Annotated in this window: 13 protein-coding genes; 8 read left to right on the top strand and 5 right to left on the bottom strand. The window is 51.5% G+C overall.

Annotated features, from left to right (window positions below; all coding sequences use genetic code 11):
• The first annotated feature begins 8 nt into the window (after window positions 1-8).
• Window positions 9-962 (top strand): electron transfer flavoprotein subunit alpha/FixB family protein, encoded by a 954-nt coding sequence (locus VPR01S_RS07740; protein WP_021704753.1) that lies wholly within the window; start codon window positions 9-11, stop codon window positions 960-962.
• 110 nt (window positions 963-1072) lie between these two features.
• Here the strand turns inward: VPR01S_RS07740 and VPR01S_RS07735 are convergent, their stop codons facing one another.
• The 5 genes from VPR01S_RS07735 to VPR01S_RS07715 form a co-directional block, all read right to left on the bottom strand.
• Complete coding sequence (locus VPR01S_RS07735) at window positions 1073-2218, bottom strand: dihydrolipoamide acetyltransferase family protein (RefSeq protein ID WP_021704752.1); 1146 nt, start codon at window positions 2216-2218, stop codon at window positions 1073-1075.
• The gene (locus tag VPR01S_RS07730) at window positions 2215-3198 is read right to left on the bottom strand and encodes an alpha-ketoacid dehydrogenase subunit beta (RefSeq protein ID WP_021704751.1); all 984 of its coding nucleotides are present in this window, start codon (window positions 3196-3198) and stop codon (window positions 2215-2217) included. The genes VPR01S_RS07735 and VPR01S_RS07730 overlap by 4 nt, the downstream gene beginning before the upstream one ends.
• Entirely contained in the window at window positions 3191-4312 is a 1122-nt protein-coding gene (pdhA, locus tag VPR01S_RS07725) for a pyruvate dehydrogenase (acetyl-transferring) E1 component subunit alpha (RefSeq protein ID WP_021704750.1), read from the bottom strand. Before pdhA ends, VPR01S_RS07730 begins: the two co-directional genes overlap by 8 nt.
• A 661-nt stretch (window positions 4313-4973) precedes the next feature.
• A complete protein-coding gene (locus VPR01S_RS07720) occupies window positions 4974-6251 on the bottom strand; it encodes an NAD(P)/FAD-dependent oxidoreductase (protein ID WP_021704749.1) in 1278 nt (425 codons plus the stop codon).
• A 35-nt stretch (window positions 6252-6286) separates the two neighbouring features.
• Window positions 6287-7645 (bottom strand): glutamine synthetase family protein, encoded by a 1359-nt coding sequence (locus tag VPR01S_RS07715; RefSeq protein ID WP_425585307.1) that lies wholly within the window; start codon window positions 7643-7645, stop codon window positions 6287-6289.
• A 429-nt stretch (window positions 7646-8074) separates the two neighbouring features.
• Between VPR01S_RS07715 and VPR01S_RS07710 the strand changes: the two genes are divergently transcribed.
• The 7 genes from VPR01S_RS07710 (at window position 8075) to VPR01S_RS07680 (ending at window position 15550) form a co-directional block, all read left to right on the top strand.
• Window positions 8075-9406, top strand: a complete 1332-nt coding sequence (locus VPR01S_RS07710; RefSeq protein WP_021704747.1) for a glutamine synthetase family protein — start codon at window positions 8075-8077, stop codon at window positions 9404-9406.
• A 37-nt stretch (window positions 9407-9443) separates the two neighbouring features.
• Complete coding sequence (locus VPR01S_RS07705) at window positions 9444-10793, top strand: aspartate aminotransferase family protein (protein WP_021704746.1); 1350 nt, start codon at window positions 9444-9446, stop codon at window positions 10791-10793.
• Window positions 10794-10839: 46 nt separating this feature from the next.
• Complete coding sequence (locus VPR01S_RS07700) at window positions 10840-11949, top strand: polyamine ABC transporter substrate-binding protein (RefSeq protein WP_021704745.1); 1110 nt, start codon at window positions 10840-10842, stop codon at window positions 11947-11949.
• 54 nt (window positions 11950-12003) lie between these two features.
• Window positions 12004-13146, top strand: coding sequence for a putrescine ABC transporter ATP-binding subunit PotG (gene potG, locus VPR01S_RS07695; RefSeq protein ID WP_021704744.1), 1143 nt, complete (start codon window positions 12004-12006; stop codon window positions 13144-13146).
• Window positions 13143-14060: a putrescine ABC transporter permease PotH gene (gene potH, locus VPR01S_RS07690; protein WP_040902426.1), complete on the top strand. Its 918-nt coding sequence runs from the start codon at window positions 13143-13145 to the stop codon at window positions 14058-14060. Before potG ends, potH begins: the two co-directional genes overlap by 4 nt.
• Window positions 14057-14899, top strand: a complete 843-nt coding sequence (locus VPR01S_RS07685) for an ABC transporter permease subunit (RefSeq protein ID WP_021704742.1) — start codon at window positions 14057-14059, stop codon at window positions 14897-14899. The genes potH and VPR01S_RS07685 overlap by 4 nt, the downstream gene beginning before the upstream one ends.
• Window positions 14900-15004: 105 nt before the next feature.
• Complete coding sequence (locus tag VPR01S_RS07680; RefSeq protein WP_040902420.1) at window positions 15005-15550, top strand: cupin domain-containing protein; 546 nt, start codon at window positions 15005-15007, stop codon at window positions 15548-15550.
• Window positions 15551-15665 lie beyond the last annotated feature (115 nt).

The raw sequence follows: 15665 nt of genomic DNA, 5'->3' as shown, positions 1-15665 counted from the left end.
AGACAACAATGGATGTGAATCAAGTATCCGTGCTGGTGGTCGCCGAGCACGACAATAGCAGCGTATCCGTCGACACGTTGCGCGCACTGAAAGCCGCTTTAGATCTCAAGGCTACAGATGGTATTTCAGTTCTGGTGGCTGGTCATCAATGCCACTCTGTGGTCGAACAGATTCAGCGCCTGGAGGGCATTAAACAGGTGTTGGTCGCCGATGATGAATTATATCAACACCCACTGGCGGAATCGCTGTCGCTGTTGATTGCCAGAGAAGGTAAGGCGTTTACGCACCTGATCGCCGCCGCGACTACTTTTGGCAAGAATGTGATGCCAAGAGTGGCCGCGTTACTGAATGTCGGACAACTATCGGATATCGTCGCCATTGAATCACCCGATGTGGTGGTGCGTCCGGTGTATGCCGGGAATGCGTTGGCGCGGGTACGTTCGGACGATTCGGTGAAAGTCATGACGGTGCGCAGCTCGGCTTTTGATGCCTTGCAAGTGGCCTCAGGTGAACTGGCTGAAGAGCACACCATCACCATCGAACCGGATCCAGGCCTCGCTGAGTTTGTGAATGTGCAGAAAACAGAGAGTGCTCGTCCTGAACTGCCAGCCGCTCGCGTGGTGGTTTCAGGTGGACGAGGGCTGGGCAGCAAAGAGAGTTTTGCACTGGTGGAACAACTGGCCGACAAACTGGGTGGTGCGATTGGCGCATCCCGCGCGGCGGTGGACGCCGGATTTGTCTCCAATGATCTACAGGTGGGGCAAACCGGGAAAATCGTCGCGCCCGAACTGTATATTGCCGTTGGTATTTCTGGGGCAATACAGCATCTGGCAGGGATGAAAGATTCGAAAGTGATCGTGGCAATCAACAGCGACCCGGATGCGCCTATTTTTCAGGTGGCAGACTACGGTTTAGTGGGCGATCTGTTTGAGATCATGCCTGCGCTGATTGAGTCTGTTTGAAGGTAACGTGTGTATCGAAGCGGCGTTTCGATACCACATACATCAAATAAGAAGACAAATGAAAAGCGGCGAAATCGCCGCTTTTTACTTTTTGTTGCTCGTTTCTTGCACTATGAGGTCATTTCTTTTTGCAGGTGCTCGACCATGGCTTTCGCGAAACGTGCCGCTTCACCACCCGTACAGGCTCTGTGGTCGAATGTAATGGACAACGGCATCACCTTGGCAGGAACTGGCTGGCCGTCACGCATGATCACGCGCTCAAGAATACGCCCTGCACCGACGATGGCCACTTGCGGAGGAGAGACCACTGGTGTCGCAAAAATGCCCGCAATCGCACCGAAGTTCGACAGAGTGATGGTGGCGTGTTGCAGTTGTTCGCGGCCAACGCGGCGCTCGCGAATGCCCTCTACCGTTTCGTTCAGCCAGTCACGCACCCCTTGCGAGCTGTATTTGTCTGCGTGACGCAGTACTGGTACATACAAACCGTGCGAGCTATCAACGGCAATCCCGATGTTCACTGTGCTGTGAACGCAGCGCGTCATGGTTTCTGCGTCAAACCAGGCGTTCATTGCCGGTTCTTGTTCACAGGCGTAGACGATGGCGTGAATCAAACGGGCAGAGATGTCTTCGCGCGGTTGCCAGTTCACCAGCAACGCTTCTTCGGTGATCGTTACGGCGGCGACATTGTGGTGAGACTCCGCCATGGTGCTGACCATAGTGCGTCGTGCACCTTTTAGTACTTCAGTACCCGGAAGCTGTTTATCGGCTTCACTGTATACATCGGCATCGGTGATCAAACCGTTCGGGCCGCTGCCGTGGGTTTTATGCAGATCGACCCCCAGCTTTTGCGCCAGTAATCGGGCAGAAGGCATAGCGGAAAGCAGAGCTTCCGAGGAGGTATTGTGATCGCCGCCAACCCAGAAGTCATCGACGTCTACCTGATGTGACTGGTGAGAGACACTGCCCACTACCGTGGCAGCATCTTCTTTTTTGCGTGTGGATTGTGCTGAAGCACTGCTGCCGGACTCTTCGATTTCGAGCAACAAGGCACCGATGTTGATCACATCGCCTTCCTCACCGTGGCGGCTGACAATCTTACCGCTGTAGGGGGCGGGGACATCGACGGTGGCTTTGGCTGTTTCGACCGTCAGGACAATTTGGTCCACTTTTACAGTGTCGCCAACATTGACGTGCCAGCTAACAATTTCCGACTCGGCAAGCCCTTCACCGAGGTCAGGGAGCATAAAAGATTTCATTTCCAACCCTCCACTAGTTCTCGTGCCGCGTTGACAATGTCGTCTTGCTGAATCATGAAGTAATCCTCATTTTTATAATAGGGCATAACGGTATCCATACCAGTCACACGTCGTGGTGGCGCTTTAAGTAAACACATTGCGTGCTCGGCGGTACGAGCGAGAATCTCTGAGCCAACACCACAGGTTTTACTCGCTTCATGAACCACCAGAAGGCGGCCGGTCTTTTCCAGTGAGCGGAAAATAGTGGCGGTGTCGATGGGTTTAATACTGGCGAGGTCGATCACTTCAACTTCTATCCCTTGAGAAGAGAGCGTTTTCGCTGCTTGTAAAGACTCAACCACACTGGCTCCCCAGGTAACCAGCGTCAGATCGCGTCCTTTGCGCAAGGTAAAGCAGGTATCCAGTGGTAATGCGATACCGCTGTCACTCACTTCCGATTTTACGGTGCGGTAGATACGTTTAGGTTCGAAGAACATCACCGGATCGTTGCTGCGAATTGCAGCCAGCAGCAGGCCATAAGCCCGCTGTGGCGAAGAGGGCACCACGACCTTAAAACCAGGAACGTGAGCAAACAACGCTTCAATACTCTCTGAGTGGTGTTCCGGCGCGTGGATCCCACCGCCATAAGGGGCACGAAAGACGGCAGGACAGGTCAGACGTCCACGAGTGCGGTTACGCAGACGCGCCGCATGACACATCAGATGTTCCATGGCCGGGAAAACAAACCCCTGGAACTGGAATTCTGCTACAGGGCGCAGCCCTTGGCTTGCCATCCCGACTGCCACACCGCCAATCAGGGCTTCGGCCAGTGGTGTATCAATCACACGCTTGAGGCCGAATTTTTCTTTCAGGTCAACGGTGGCACGGAAGACACCGCCGTTATCGCCGACATCTTCCCCCAGCACGATCACATGATTGTCGTGTTCCATTTCATGATGCAAAGCGAGGTTGACCGCTTCGACTAGAGTCATCTCAGCCATGTTTGCCTCCTTGCATGCGCATTGCTTTATTAATCAATTCGTCCCGCTGCGGGTGCAGCTCAGCCGGTAAGGTTTCGTAAAGATAATCAAAAGCCGACTCAGGCGCCTGAGGCGCTAAGTTCAGGTAGCGCTCTACGGCCTGTTCCACCAGTTGTTTACAGTGCACTTCCCATTCGGATTCTTCTTGCTCTGACCAGGCACCCTGAGCCATCAGGTACGCTTTGAGGCGCTTCACGGGTTCGTACTGCCACGCTTGTTGCAGCTCATCTTCACTGCGATAGCGGCTGGCATCGTCGGCGGTCGTGTGATCGCTAAGGCGATAGCTGACCGCCTCGATTAATGTTGAACCTTTCCCTTTGCGGGCGCGTTCCATCGCTGTGTGAATAGCATCGTACATGGCGACGACATCATTACCGTCAACGGTCATGCCTGGAATACCAGCTCCTTTGGCTTTTTCAGACAAGAAATCGGCGGCGCACTGTAAGCGGCGGGGAACGGAGATCGCCCACTGGTTATTGTTCACCACAAAGACTAGCGGAATATTCCATGCTCCGGCACAGTTGATCGACTCAAGAAAATCTCCTTTCGAAGTCGCACCGTCGCCACAAGTGACCAGCGCTGCGTGGTGTTGTCCCTCTATTTTCAATGCAGCGGCCACACCGACGGCATGAGTACATTGGGTCGCGATCGGTACGCAGAAAGGCAAGTCCCGGCAGTGCTCTTGTGACGATGTCACGTTTCCAGGGTCGGATAAGTCAACCGGATAAAAGTCGCTACCGCGTTCGTCGCCGCCCCAGTACTGCATGTTTTTTTCCATCGGGATACCGCGTACCCACATGGCGGGCATATCGCGATAATAAGGAATGAACACGTCATCCTTGTGCAATGCGTGACCAACAGCAATGCCGACGGCTTCCGCACCCAAATGGGAAGGATAGGTACCAAGTTTACCGGTACGTTGTAGTGCGACGGCCTTATAGTCGTAGGTACGGGTGAGTACCATGTCACGATAAAAGTTGGTCAGGGTAGGTAAATCTGCCCAGGCTGGCAGCGTTCCAACAGGTTCTCCCTGATGGTCGATAAACCGATGCATGGGTAATGCCTGAACGTTCATCTCAAGCTCCTTTTGATGCTGTCTGACGATTGAGACAGTTGATCACTTGTCAATGCACAGGTAATACCGGAGAACATAGTAGGAACGGTATTCGCGATAACGACGACTTCAACATTCTGTCCTGCGAATCATCAATGCGGCATCTTATACTGCTGCCTATGCCACACTATCCAGTGATGAATCTCGGTATACCCAGTCAATGTAAGTGTAACTAAAGTGTTAAAATGTGCGCGAAATTGTTAAATTTCGGAGAGTAAAGGAAAAATTACACCCTTAAAATTCAGATGAAAGTACTGGATATTTCATAGAGTCTGCAAAAAACCTGAAAGCATTCACTAGTGAGAAAAAGAAAGCTGGCACATTATCAGGGCAAAAAAATGACAAAAATTTGCTAAAAAGCACTGCTGAGAGACTGCATTTAATGAGAAAGAGATAACTGTTTGAAACAAAAAGAGTTCCTATAACTATCTGGTTTGTATATAAATGCGCACATAATATTAATAGTATGGATAATCAATGGTTCACTATTTGGTGAGCCGGATGATACAGCCTTTTGACATATCGAGCCGTCAGCGTTTACTGCGACTGCAGAATTGGCAACAACAAAAAAACCACCTGTGATAGCAGGTGGTCTCTAATCGACGTGCATGGGTATAACCGCTTACAGCATGTCTCTCACACGGTAGTAAGACATCGCAAGCACCAGTGCTGGCGTGCGGAGTAATCGGCCACCGGGAAATGGCAGGTGTGGGATCTTATCAAAAATGGCAAAGCGCTCTGCGGTAGTGGCGACACACTCTGCCATCAACGTTCCGGCCATTCCGGTTGCTGCAATACCGTGTCCGGAGAATCCCTGGGCAAAGTAGACGTTGGGTTTCAGACGGCCAAAATGCGGAGCCCTATTCATAGTAATGGCGACATTACCCCCCCAGGCGAAATCGATTTTGGCGTGATCCAGCTGCGGGAAAATATCCAGCATGCGGGCGCGCATGGCTTTTTCCAGATTGAGTGGCTCCATACCAGAGTAACTGACCCGGCCGCCAAACAGCATGCGATAGTCGCCTGAACAACGGTAGTAATCGAGCACAAAGTTAATATCACAGGCTGCGATATGGTTTTTCATTAATGCAGCGGTTGCCTCCTCGCCAAGTGGCTCAGTCGCGCAGATGTATGTGCCCACCGGCATGACCTTGTTTTCAAGCGAGCTTTCCAGCCCTTCCATATAAGCGTTACAGGCAAGGATCACATGTTTGGCTTTAACTGTGCCGGCCTGAGTGTGCAGTGTAGCGGTCTCACCGTGCTCAATTTTATGTACTTTGCTGGCTTCATAAAACAAAGCGCCAGCCTCACTGGCGGCTCTGACCAAGCCGAGTGTGTAGTTGAGCGGGTGCAGATGGCCGCTGTTGCTGTCAAACAGACCTGAGGTGTATTTGTCACTGGCAATGTTGTCACGAACCTGTTGCTTATCCCACATTTTCAGCGATTCATAGCCGTAGCGTTGATGCAGATCGTCGTGCCATTCCTGCAACTCCTGATCCTGACGCGGCTTCATCGCCAGATGAGCCATACCATCACGCCAGTCACAGTCAATGTTGTACTTGCGAATGTTCTCTTTGGTCAGGGCCAGTGCCTCGACAGAAATATCCCACAGCTTTTTGGCATCTGAAAAGCCAACCATTTTTTCCAGTTTATGCTGATCGGCTGCCCAGCCAAATATCGCTTGACCGCCACTGCGTCCTGAGGCGCCCCAGCCAACCCGGTTTGCCTCGAGCACAATCACTTTAAAGCCACGATTGGCCAGTTCCAGAGCCGCCGTTGTTCCCGTGATGCCTGAACCAATCACACACACATCGGCGGTATGCTCCCCCTGAAGTTCGGGAAACTCAAAACTCTGATTTTTCGATGCCGCGTAGTAAGAATTGGTGTGCTTCACTCTCATGTTGGCGTCCTTTCTTTATGGTGTTGGGTGGGTGTTTAGAGATACCACTGGTATTCCAGTGGTGATACCTGAGCTGAAAAACGCTCCTGTTCGTGTTTTTTGGCGGCAAGATACACTTTACAAAACTCTTCGCCCAGGCTCTTGCGTAAGAACTCACTGGCGGCAAATGCCTGCAACGCGCCATCCCAGGAGATAGGTAAGCTCGGTAGATCGAGTAGGGTTGCGTCGCCATCGATCGGCTCGGGAGCCTGAGACTGTTGCTCAATTCCGTCTAATATAGATGCCAGCAGAACTGCCACAGTGAGGTAAGGGTTCACGTCGGCACCTGATAGGCGGTGCTCGATCCGTTTGTCGCTTTCTCCGCTGGCGGGGATCCGAACGGCGACGGTGCGGTTATCCCAGCCCCATGTGGCATGCAGTGGCACAAACATGTTTGGTTGCAAGCGGCGATAAGAGTTGGCATTCGGCGCAAATACCGCCATGCACTCTTCCAGGTGATTCAGTGTCCCGGCAACGGCGTGCAGTAACTGCTTTTCATCACTGCCAAATACATTCAATCCGCTTTCATCCAGTAAACTGATGTGGATGTGGCATCCGTTGCCAGCATAGTCGGTGTAGGGTTTGGCCATAAAGTTAGCGTAGAAGCCATGCTTTTTGGCAACGGAACGCACCACACGTTTTAGCAACATGGCCTGGTCACACGCCAGTAACACATCGGTGGTGTGCTTAAGGTTGACTTCAAATTGTCCCGGAGCGTATTCCGCACTGATGTTCTCAGCGGGAATGCCTTGCTCGTGACATGCGGAAATCACCTCATCCAGAAAAGCTTTGAACTCATCCAGCTCTTCCAGAGAATAAACCTGGGTTTGAGTCATGCGATCGCCACTGAGTGGCATAATTGGAGGCTGAGGATTGCCCGCCTCATCGGATTGCTGATCCTGAAGATAAAACTCAAGCTCAACCGCCACACAAGGCTGATAGCAGCTTTGTTGCAGCTTCTCCAGTTGCTGAGTGAGAACATGGCGAGGGTCGGCGAAAAACGGCTGCTGTCCGTCGGGTTCATACATAGTGACAATGGCTTGAGCACTGTTTTCCTGCCAGGGGATCAGTTGCAGCGAGTCTGGCACCAGTTTGCAGATGCAGTCACCATCTCCTTTTTCAAAACCCAATCCGGTTTCTTCGACGGTTTCACCACAAATATCGAGCGCAAATACGGAAGCCGGCAGGCAAATACCTTGCTCGACGACTTTGCCCAGTTGAGGTGTATTGATGCGTTTGCCGCGGACGACACCGTTCATGTCAAACAGGATCAAATCCACGGTTGTTACATCTGGGTGTTGTTCGATAAATCGTTCAATCACACGTTGATCATGTTTACTGATCAAGTGATTTATATTGTCGGTTTGCTCGGCAATATTCGTTAAACCCACAGTGCTTCCTCCACGCTAACGTAAAACATTTCCTTGTTTTATAAGGCTCCGAAGAGCTTGCAGACGACATTGCTTGCTTTTTAACCATATACCTGATGTTTAGTAAATTACAACACCAATGTAACTAAAATGTTAATTTAAGTCCCATTAATTACAAAATATTTAACATGCTCGGTTGACTTTTAAACAGGTTGAGGCCAATGCTAATTATCAGATAGTGATATTTTCGTCATTGTCGACCTGGGCCGAAAAGACGCGATTTTCAGATTTATTCACCTAAAGTCAGAACGTTAGTGTTCTTTTAACCACAGGGTGGATACCCAAACAGGGTAGTCCAACAAAGTGAAGCCAGTTTTACACACAAAACGCCAATAGCTGAACAAAGAAGGATTTATGGAAACGATTAAGAAATGGATTGAAGAGAATCGAATTACGGAGGTTGAGTGTCTGTTTCCGGACATGACTGGTAATGCGAGAGGGAAAATCATGCCAGCGAAAAAATTTCTTCGGGAGGGGGGCATGCGTCTTCCCGAAGTGGTTTTTTTCCAGACCGTGACCGGAGATTGGCCAGACGATGAAAGCATGATCGATCTGACTGAGAAGGACATGACGCTGGAACCGGATCCGAACACAATCCGATTTGTCCCCTGGACCAAAGACCCAACAGCTCAGGTGATTCACGATTGCCTGACAGTGGAAGGCGACCCAGTGGAAATTTCTCCGCGTGCGGTATTAAGACGCGTACTGAGCCTGTACGAGAAAGAAGGCTGGCAGCCGATAGTGGCACCTGAGCTGGAATTTTTTCTGGTCAAAAAGAACCTCGACTGGGATTACCCGCTGGAGCCGCCTGTCGGCCGCAATGGCCGCCCGGAAACCGCGCGTCAGTCGTTCAGTATTGACGCGGTTAACGAGTTCGACCCCATCTTTGAGGACATGTACGACTACTGCGAAATGCAGGGGCTCGACGTAGATACGCTGGTGCACGAATCCGGCGCGGCGCAGATGGAACTGAATTTCGACCACGGCCAACCTCTCGACCTGGCGGATCAGGTGTTTCTGTTCAAACGCACGGTGCGTGAAGCGGCGCTGCGTCACGACGTGTACGCCACCTTTATGGCAAAACCGATGGAAGATGAGCCGGGCAGTGCAATGCACATTCACCAGAGCCTGGTCGATAAAGGCGGCAAAAACCTGTTTGCCAATGAAGATGGTTCCAACAGCGAACTGTTTCTGAATTACATCGCAGGCATGCAGAAGTATACGCCCGCGGCGATTGCCTTTTTTGCGCCAAACGTGAACTCGTATCGCCGTCTGGTGTTTGGTGAATCGGCGCCTACCAACGTGGCGTGGGGTGAAGACAATCGCACGGTCGGATTGCGCGTGCCAGTTTCCGACCAAGAATCACGCCGGATAGAAAACCGTTATGCCGGCGCTGACGCCAACCCTTATCTGGCGATGGCGCTGACACTGGCTTGTGGTTATCTCGGTATGAAAGAGAAGCTAAAGCCGACTGAAAAGTGCACGGAGGACGTGAGTACCGGGCCATATTCACTGCCTCACACCTTAGAAGAGGCGCTGATGTTGCTGGAGAGCTGCGACGAACTGCGTGAAATTCTTGGGGACCGCTTTGTATCCGCTTACGTTGCCATCAAACGTAAAGAATACAAAACCTTCTTCCAGGTGATCAGCTCCTGGGAACGTGAGTTCTTACTGCTCAATGTTTAAATAGAAAATTGATTTAAATGTCAGATGGGAAAAAACTATGTCTAAATGGATTGAACAAGACAGTGCACACTGCCTGCACCCGTTTACTAACTTTAAAGCACTGAATCAAAAAGGTTCTCGTGTCATCAAGCGCGCGAAAGGCGTGTACATTTATGACGAAAACGACAACCGGATTCTGGATGGTATGGCGGGCTTGTGGTGTGTGAACATGGGCTACGACTGTCAGCCGCTGATTGATGCGGCGACCGAGCAGTTACACCAACTGCCTTATTACAACCTGTTTTTCCAGACCACCCATCCACCGGCGGTTGAGCTGTCGACGCTGCTGGCGGAAATCACGCCAGAAGGCATGAATCATGTTTTCTTTACAGGCTCCGGCTCTGAGTGTAATGACACAGTGGTGCGTATGGTTCGCCATTACTGGGCCAGCAAAGGCAAACTCTCCAAACAAACCATCATCAGTCGCAAAAATGCCTATCACGGCAGTACCATGGCTGGTGCCAGTTTAGGTGGCATGGCGTTTATGCATGCGCAGGGTGGCTTACCTCTACCGAACATTGTCCATATCGATCAACCGTATCACTTCGGTGAAGGTCAGGGTATGGATGCCAACGAGTTTGGTCTTGAGCGCGCACGCCAACTGGAAGCGAAAATTCTTGAGTTGGGTGAAGACAATGTGGCGGCCTTTATTGCTGAGCCTATCCAGGGCGCCGGTGGCGTGATCATTCCACCAGACAGCTACTGGCCTGAGATTCAGCGCATTTGTGACAAATACGACATTCTGTTGGTGGTTGATGAAGTCATTTGTGGTTTCGGCCGAACCGGTGAATGGTTTGCCAGCCAAACATACAACATCAGACCGGATTTGATGTGCATGGCGAAAGGCATTACGTCCGGTTACCTGCCGTTGGGCGGTGTTATGGTGCGTGACCATGTTGCCGAGGTGCTCACGGATGCAGATACCGAGTTCGCCCATGGCTTTACCTATTCAGGCCACCCTGCGGCCTGTGCGGTTGCTATTGCCAATATCAAAGAGATGCAACGTCTCAATATTGTCAGCCGCGTTAGAGAAGAGATTGCCCCTTATTTTGCCAGCCGCTGGGCTGAGTTGGCTGAGCATCCTTTAGTCGGGGAAGCGCGCAGCAAAGGCTTAGTCGGGGCGATAGAACTGGTGAAAGACAAAGCCACACACGCCCGCTTTGCCAAAGAGATCGATGTTGGCACCCGCTGCCGCGAACACTGTTTTGCCAGTGGCGTAGTGCTGCGTGCGGTCGGCGACTCGATGATTTGTTCACCACCGCTGGTGATCAGCAAGGAAGAGATCGACCAACTGGTTGATCTGGCAAAACTCGCACTGGATAAAACGCTCGCCGACGTTCAGCAGTAGTTGACGAGGACAACACCAAAGCAAAGAAGAGGAAACGGAGATCCACATGGGAAAACTAAAAGCTTACTTTGGGGTAGCGTTAGGGATGACGATAGGGCTGAGCCCGATAACATCGCTTGCTGCGGAGGATAAGGTACTCAACATTTACAACTGGTCTGATTATATTGCAGAAGACACCATTGCCAAGTTTGAAAAGGAAACCGGCATCAAAGTGGTGTACGACGTGTTCGACTCCAACGAAGTGCTGGAAGCGAAAATCTTGTCAGGCAACACAGGGTTTGACCTGGTGGTACCGAGTGATTCATTCCTTGGCAGACAGGCGCAAGCGGGCGCTTTCCAGAAACTGGATAAGAGCAAGCTCACTAACTACGCCAACCTGGATCCTCGCCTGATGAAGATCCTCGCGGATTCGGTCGACCCGGATAACAACTATGCGATACCTTACCTGTGGGGGACTACCGGTCTTGGTTACAACGTAGCGAAAGTGAAAGCTGCTCTGGGTGAAGACGCACCCGTCAACAGCTGGGATCTGGTGTTCAAACCGGAGAACATGGCAAAGCTGTCGAAATGCGGGGTGGGCTTTTTGAATGCGCCGACTGAAATCATGTCAGCGGCGCTGAACTATCTCGGCAAAGATCCCAACAGTACCGATCCGAATGACTACAAGAAAGACGCACTGGCGCTGCTTAAGCAGATTCGTCCGTACGTGACGTACTTCCACTCGTCTCAGTACATCAATGATCTTGCCAACGGTGATATTTGTGTCGCTATAGGCTGGTCGGGCGATGTACTGCAAGCCTCAGACCGCGCAGCAGAAGCGGACAACGGCGTTGAAGTGGCGTACTCGATTCCCAAAGAAGGCGCGCTGGCCTGGTTCGATCTGATGGCGATTCCTCGTGACGCCAGACACCCGGAAAATGCGCACAAGTTCATCGATTTTCTGCTGCGTCCGGAAGTGATTGCTGAAATCAGCAACTACGTTTGGTACGCCAACCCGAACCCGCCGTCGCGTGAGTTTGTTGAAGCAGACATTTTGGACGATCCGGGCATCTACCCAGACGAGGCAACGCAAGAGAAACTTTACAGCTCTAAGCCTTTGCCTCACAAAACGTCTCGTGTACTGACTCGTGCATGGACAGACTTCGTTAAAGACTAATCAGCACAATTTGGCGACCTGTTATTGGTCGCCGTTTTTGTTTTGGAGATCAGCATGACAGTGATGTCAATCGATACCGACCTTTCTCATAATTATTCTGAGCCAAAGACGCCGAAACCGCTGCTGGAGATACGCGGGCTGACCAAAGATTTTGATGGCCACCTTGCTGTTGACGCCGTGGACCTGACCATTAATCAGGGCGAAATTTTCGCGCTGCTGGGCGCATCAGGGTGTGGTAAATCCACTTTATTGCGCATGTTAGCCGGTTTTGAACAACCCACCGCCGGACAGATCATTCTCGATGGTGAAGACTTGGCCGATATTCCCCCTTATCGCCGTCCGGTGAACATGATGTTCCAGTCGTACGCGCTATTCCCGCATATGACGGTTGCCGGCAACATCGCGTTCGGCCTCAAGCAAGACGGCTTACCCGCCAAAGAGATCGAAGCGACGGTCAAGCAGATGCTCGATCTGGTCCATATGGCGGATTACGCCAAACGTAAGCCTCATCAGTTGTCGGGTGGTCAGCGTCAACGGGTCGCACTGGCGCGCAGCTTGGCGAAAAAGCCCAAATTGCTGCTCTTGGATGAACCTATGGGGGCGCTGGATAAAAACCTGCGTGAGAAGATGCAGCTTGAAGTAGTCGATATTCTTGAACGGGTCGGGGTGACCTGCGTGATGGTAACGCACGATCAGGAAGAAGCGATGACCATGGCTAGTCGTATTGCGATCATGAACAAAGGGCAGTTTGTCCAGATTGGCTCGCCAACCGACGTGTACGAGCACCCGAACTCGAAGTTTGCCGCCAGCTTCATCGGCAAAGTGAATATCTTTGAAGGAACGCTGGAGACCAACCAGAACGACCAATCTTCTGTACGCAGCCCGGATCTGCCTCAGCCTATCTTTGTGAATCATGGCATTTCCGGTGCGCCGGGTATTCCGGTGATGATTGCGGTTCGCCCGGAAAAAATGACGCTGTGCGACAACATTCATCACGGCGCCAACAGTTGCAGTGGGGTGGTGGAAGACATCGCTTATATGGGCAATCAGTCCATTTATCATGTGCGTCTGGCGTCGGGCAAGCTGGTGACCGCCACGTTACAGAATACGTCGCGGCTGCGTAAAGGCATGCCAACCTGGGAGCAGAAAGTCAATCTGTGTTGGGACATGGAAAGTTGCGTGGTACTGAAGATATGAAGAAACCAGCCAAACTCAAAATTTGGCGTATTATTCCCACGCCAAAATGCCTGCTTCTGGCCGTGCCGTATGGCTGGTTGATGTTGTTCTTTATGCTGCCGTTTCTGATTGTACTTAAGATCAGTTTTGCGGAGGCGCAGATCTCCATTCCACCCTATTCAGAGCTGGTCACTTACGCAGAACAACAAATTCGCCTGCTACTCAATATTGGTAACTATCAGTATCTGTTTGAAGATGATCTGTACATTTCCTCATACCTGCACTCCATCCGGATTGCTCTGGTGTCAACGTTACTGTGTCTGCTGATCGGTTTTCCGCTCGCCTGGGCCATCGTGCATTCCAAACCATCGACACGTAATGTTCTGCTGATGCTGATCATATTGCCGTCCTGGACCAGTTTTTTGATCCGCGTCTACGCCTGGATCGGGATACTGAAAAACAATGGTCTGCTTAATAACATGTTGATGACTTTCGGTATTCTCGATGAGCCACTGCGCATCTTGCACACCGACTGGGCGGTGTACATTGGAATTGTGTACACCTATCTGCCGTTTATGGTATTGCCTCTGTATACCGCTTTGATGCGAGTGGATTACTCATTGATTGAAGCGGCCAGCGACTTAGGCGCTAAGCCGTTTACCACGCTGTTCAGTATTCTGGTGCCGCTGACCCGTGCGGGTATCATCGCCGGCTCCATGCTGGTGTTCATACCAGCGGTGGGTGAGTTTGTGATTCCTGAATTGCTCGGCGGTCCGGATTCGATTCTGATCGGTAAAGTCTTGTGGCAGGAGTTTTTCAACAACCGAGACTGGCCAGTCGCTTCGGCCGTGGCAACGGTGATGTTGCTTATCCTGATGGTGCCGATCCTGTGGTTCCATCGCTATCAGAAACGTGAGCTGGAGGCACAAGGATGAACAGTATTCCCGTTTACAACACCCGATGGAAATGGGTGATTCTCGGAGCCGGTCTGACCTTTCTGTATCTACCGATCCTGATCCTGATTATCTACTCGTTCAATGAAAACCGCCTGGTGACGGTCTGGTCTGGGTTTTCGGTAAAATGGTACTTCGAACTGCTGCAAGATGACTTGTTGATGGGCGGGGTAAAACTGAGCCTGCTGATTGGTTTTTTGTCGGCGAGCGCTGCGGTGGTGCTCGGTACCATCGCCGCGTTTGTGTTAAACCGCTTTGGCAAGTTCCGCGGTGAAACTGGCTTTGCGTTTATGATCACCGCACCATTGGTCATGCCGGAAGTCATTACCGGGTTATCGCTGTTGCTGTTGTTTATCGCACTCGGGCAAGTGTTTGACCTGTTCAGCCACCGCGGGATGATGACCATCTGGATTGCGCATGTGACCTTCTGTACCGCGTACGTCACGGTGGTGGTCAGTTCGCGTTTGCAAGAGGTTGATCGCTCAATTGAAGAAGCGGCCATGGATCTGGGCGCACCGCCCTGGAAAGTGTTTTTCCAAATCACACTACCCAGCATTGCTCCGGCGATCGTGGCGGGCTGGTTGCTGGCGTTTACACTGTCACTGGATGATCTGGTGATCGCAAGTTTTGTGTCCGGTCCGAGCGCGACGACCTTGCCGATGGTGGTATTCTCTAGTGTGCGTTTGGGGGTGAGCCCGAAAATCAACGCATTGGCGACGCTGATCATTCTGGCGGTATCCTGTGCTACGTTTATAGCCTGGTGGGTGATGGCAAAAGCCGAGAAACGCCGCTTGCAGGAGATAAAGATGGGTCTTCAATAGCTTACGGGCAAGGCCAGTCATCGACATACAATAACAATACGCGCCCCTTTTGCCCGGCATCTGGGGCGCGAATAACAACGAGAAGGTAGCAGCATGGATAGAGACATGGATGTGGGAAAACAGCTGAAAACAATACGTACCATGCGTGGCTTATCACAGCGGGAGCTGGCTAAACGCAGCGGAGTGACCAACTCCATGATCTCTCAGATCGAACAAAATCAGGTTAACCCATCGGTGGGTTCATTGAAAAAAATACTCGATGCGATTCCGATCTCCATGGGCGAGTTCTTCACGCTGGATGTCGAAACGCAGCACGATGAAATCTTCTTCTCCCCGGAACAATTGACCGACCTCGGTGATGGCAGCCTCCAACTGTGGCTGGTGGGCGCCAAAAGGGAAGGGCGGCAACTCGCCATCATGCGTGAGATTTATCCGCCAGGCGCCGATACCGGAACCGATTTTATGCAGCACGACGGCGAAGAGGGCGGTGTTATCTTACGCGGCGAAATCGAAATCACGGTTGGCAACCAAACCCGGGTGCTGAAAGCTGGTGATTCATACTACTTCGAAACCCGTAAGCCGCACCGTTTCCGTAACAAAAGTCGCCTCGAATGCGAGCTGATCAGCGCTTCCACTCCTCCCACATTTTAACCCTTGCTTTCATACATGGCGGCGTCGCGTCGCTGTGTTTCGAACATTATTCACGATATGTAAATAATCGATACTCGCGCTTTGTCTTTGATTTTGATGTCCTATATTGCGTAGT

The sequence above is a fragment of the Vibrio proteolyticus NBRC 13287 genome (genome assembly GCF_000467125.1).
Lineage (GTDB): Bacteria > Pseudomonadota > Gammaproteobacteria > Enterobacterales > Vibrionaceae > Vibrio > Vibrio proteolyticus.
This window is presented reverse-complemented; position numbering and strand designations above follow the sequence as displayed.